The sequence below is a fragment of the Stieleria sp. genome (genome assembly GCF_041595215.1).
GTDB lineage: Bacteria > Planctomycetota > Planctomycetia > Pirellulales > Pirellulaceae > Stieleria > Stieleria magnilauensis.
Window position 1 is genome coordinate 1 of the sequence record NZ_JBFHKV010001285.1, and the last position, 2171, is coordinate 2171.

2 protein-coding genes are annotated in these 2171 nt (G+C 59.8%); both read right to left on the reverse strand.

From position 1 onward, the window contains the following. A partial coding sequence (locus ABX749_RS30595) for an MFS transporter (RefSeq protein ID WP_372899371.1) occupies window positions 1-522 on the reverse strand: 522 nt, incomplete at its 3' end. A 178-nt stretch (window positions 523-700) separates the two neighbouring features. Next, a partial coding sequence (locus ABX749_RS30600; protein WP_372899372.1) for a GMC family oxidoreductase N-terminal domain-containing protein occupies window positions 701-2171 on the reverse strand: 1471 nt, incomplete at its 5' end.

A 2171-nucleotide genomic window follows, 5' to 3' on the forward strand; every position in this document is an offset into this window, starting at 1 on the left:
CCGCCAGCCGATGGACTCAATCGTGCTCGCCAGCAAATCGGGAACCCAAGCAAACGCGATCGCCGAACCGATGCTGAGCACCGCCGAGACACGTCCGATGCGGTTGCGAAACCACATCGCCGTCGTGTTGCCGCTCAACAGGGTCAGCGAACCTTGACCGAGAAAACGCAGCAAGAAGAACGCAGCCAGCAAACCATAAAACCCTTTGACGCTGGACGCGAACAGGCAAGCCAACGCCAGGGCGACGATGACGATCGATGCGACGCGTTTGAGCCCGTGACGATCGGCCGCGGGACCGACGAAGGTCAACGGGAGGGCCGCAAACAGTGTTCCCAACATGTACGCCAAACCGAGCCGGCTTTGCGTCAGGTCCAAACTTTCCAGCAGGGACGGCGTGAAAGCACTGACCGCGAACGTCTGACCGGGGCTGGTTCCCAGTTGCATCAGCATCGCAATCGGCAGCATCAAATAGCCATAAAAAAATGGCAGCCGTCGCGCGAGTCGGTCGGAAAGAGAATTCATAACAAGGCTTCAGGAAAATTCCCGGCGGACCGGAGGCCGGATCGAGAGAGTAACGAGCGACTCACCGGGATCATATCCGCCACGCCCGTCGACGCCAGACGACGAATGCATGTTCATCATCAAGTAGCAGGTTTCGTCTCGTCGACTCCATCAAAAGAATCGGTGGCGAAGCACTCGTTCACGCCGTCCGCCGGATCACCTGTTCGGCTGCGATCGTGGCCAAGGCCTTGAGCGTCAGCTGGGGGTTGATTTCACAACCGGCCGGAAAGAGAGACGCATCGGCGACGGCCAGGTTCGAGACTTGCCGGCCACAATCCGTTTTGACAAGGAAGGATTGCGGATCGACCACGTCTCCGATCGAAGCGCCACCCTGTCCGTGTGTGGTCAACAAATTGATGAACGCCGGACCGCGCCGTCGGATCTCGCCGATCGCCCAATCCAAATCGTTCATATCACGGATCCGCAGCGGGCGTCCGCCCCGCAGCATCATTGCTTTGGTGGGCAGATGCAGCGTGACTCCGTCATCGGGCGTCGCTGCGGCAAAATAGATTCTGGCGATGCGCCGGATACCGAGCAACAGAATCTCAAATTCATCACAGTCCAGAGCGAGGTGAATGTTGCCGCACGCATCGATCGAATTGCACGGTCTGACTTGGGTCGGCACGACGATACCGGCCATCGAAAGATGATTGAACCGGCGCATCGTGCAAGCGAATTCCTGGAACCATCCGGTCAGCGCCAGCGCAACGGTGCCGGGAAAATGGAACCAGTTCTCCAGCGTCGGTTCTTCCACGATCCGGCCGTCTCGCTCGACCATTCGCCGGTCGACGAGGAAACACTGGGTGACGCCGGGTTCGGGGCGATCGGAGTCGGACGGCCAAATCGGTTTGTCAAACATCGCATACACCGCCGTGCCGACGTTTGCGGTGAATCGTTTGCCAAGGTTTCGATTCCGATAGCCGGCGGATTTCAGGCCCTGGGCAATCAACTTGGTCGTCGGCCCGGTGCCCGCGGCAACGACGTATTGATCTGCGGTGACGGTCGCACGGGTGCGGCACCCGTCGTCTTCCACGCGTGTGACATCGACCCCCGTGACGATGGGTTGCCCGCTGTCATCGGCCTGGACACGAATCCGCGTGGCTTCGGTCCGATAAGAAACTCGCGCGGGCTCGGGATTGTGCATCGCTTGGACCAGAAAACTATTCGCGCCGCCGGGAGAGTACGGATGCAGACCGCCGATGTGGTCGCCAAAGCTGTCGACGGAATTGTCGCTTCCACATCCCAAGCATTGCCGGCGCATGGCGACCGGCAGCGGTTGCACCTCTTCGCCGACCGCACGGCAGCCTTCGGCGAAGCGCATGCTGCGGTCGCTGACTTGCGATTCGGTGACTGCCGTGTTGACCCCGAGTTCGTGGTTGATGCCTTCCATCAGTTGCGCAAGCTGATCGTAGTCGACGCCAGTGGGTTGTCGTCCGGCCCATTGGGTTTCGTAGATCTCACGCGAAATCGGCAAGTGGATGGCGTTGTTCACATACGGACCGCCACCGAACACCTTGGCCTGACAGATGTTGATGGTCTGTCGCGGCGGAATTTTCTTTCGCAGGTGGGGCACGATCAATTCCAACTTGGAATCGACCTTGCCAAGCCCG